Source organism: Kitasatospora sp. NPDC057512 (assembly GCF_042802135.1).
Classification (GTDB): domain Bacteria; phylum Actinomycetota; class Actinomycetes; order Streptomycetales; family Streptomycetaceae; genus Kitasatospora.
In genome coordinates, this window is sequence record NZ_JBHVET010001222.1 from 1 (window position 1) to 1,384 (window position 1,384).

The following is a 1,384-nucleotide window of genomic DNA, read 5'->3' on the forward strand; positions in this document are numbered from 1 at the left end:
CCGGTGAAGGGGGTGCGGGCCCGCCGTACGGACTGCTCTAGAGCACTGGGGCTCAGACCGCGGCCGGGTCCTCCTCGACGAGGAGGTTGCGGGTGCGGTTCGGGTCCACCAGGACGCCGGGGCCCATGGTGGTCGAGAACGCGGTCTTCTTGATGTAGCGGCCCTTGGCGGCGGACGGCTTGGCGCGGAGCACCTCGTCCAGCGCGGCGGCGTAGTTCTCGACCAGCTGCTCGTCGGTGAAGGAGGCCTTACCGATGATGAAGTGCAGGTTCGAGTGCTTGTCGACGCGGAACTCGATCTTGCCGCCCTTGATCTCGTTCACGGCCTTGGCCACGTCCGGGGTCACGGTGCCGGTCTTCGGGTTCGGCATCAGGCCACGGGGACCGAGCACGCGGCCCAGGCGGCCGACCTTGCCCATGAGGTCCGGGGTGGCGACGACGGCGTCGAAGTCGAGGCGGCCCTTGGCGACCTCGTCGATGAGCTCGTCCGAGCCGACGATGTCGGCACCCGCAGCACGCGCGGCCTCGGCACGCTCGCCGGTCGCGAAGACCAGGACCCGAGCGGTCTTACCGGTGCCGTGCGGGAGGATCACGGTGCTGCGGACCATCTGGTCGGCCTTGCGCGGGTCGACGCCCAGACGCATGGCGACCTCGACGGTGCCGTCGAACTTGGTGGTGCTGGTCGCCTTGGCGAGGCGGACGGCCTCGAGGGGGGCGTAAAGGCGCTCGCGGTCGACCTGGGCGTCCGCGGCCTTCAGGGCCTTGCTGCGCTTCATGGCTGCTCCTGAATGATGAATGGAGTTGTGGTGTCACGGGCCTGCGCGGGCCCTACCACAGGGGACGAGAAGGGAACTCAGCCCTCGACGGTGATGCCCATCGACCGGGCGGTGCCGGCGATGATCTTCTCCGCGGCGTCCAGGTCGTTGGCGTTCAGGTCGGGCATCTTGGTGGTGGCGATGTCGCGGACCTGGGCGCTGGTGAGCTTGGCGACCTTGGTCTTGTGCGGCTCGCTGGAGCCCTTGTCGACACCCGCGGCCTTCAGGATGAGGCGCGCGGCCGGCGGCGTCTTCGTGATGAAGGTGAAGGAACGGTCCTCGTAGACCGTGATCTCCACCGGCACGATCATGCCGCGCTGCGACTCGGTCGCAGCGTTGTAGGCCTTGCAGAACTCCATGATGTTGACGCCGTGCTGGCCCAGCGCGGGGCCGACCGGCGGCGCCGGGTTGGCCGCACCGGCGTTGATCTGGAGCTTGATAAGCCCCGTGACCTTCTTCTTCTTGGGAGGCATGTCTCTCCGGGTCCTTCCGAGAGGTGATTGCTGGTGCGTGCGAAACCGGGGCGACACCCGGCCGCCAGCACACACATCGGACCAGGCTAACGCGTTC

General features: G+C 68.2%; 2 protein-coding genes. Both read right to left on the reverse strand.

Translation table 11 applies throughout. From position 1 onward, the window contains the following. Window positions 1-52: 52 nt before the first annotated feature. Window positions 53-775, reverse strand: a complete 723-nt coding sequence (rplA, locus tag ACFU6K_RS39055) for a 50S ribosomal protein L1 (protein WP_380671436.1) — start codon at window positions 773-775, stop codon at window positions 53-55. Window positions 776-852: 77 nt separating this feature from the next. After that, window positions 853-1,287 (reverse strand): 50S ribosomal protein L11, encoded by a 435-nt coding sequence (gene rplK, locus ACFU6K_RS39060; protein ID WP_049651984.1) that lies wholly within the window; start codon window positions 1,285-1,287, stop codon window positions 853-855. Between the last annotated feature and the right edge of the window lie 97 nt (window positions 1,288-1,384).

What these genes read in the sequence shown, in the direction of transcription:
- rplA (WP_380671436.1), bottom strand. Translation starts at nt 775, where the DNA reads ATGAAGCGCAGCAAGGCCCTGAAGGCCGCGGACGCCCAGGTCGACCGC.
- rplK (WP_049651984.1), bottom strand. Translation starts at nt 1,287, where the DNA reads ATGCCTCCCAAGAAGAAGAAGGTCACGGGGCTTATCAAGCTCCAGATC.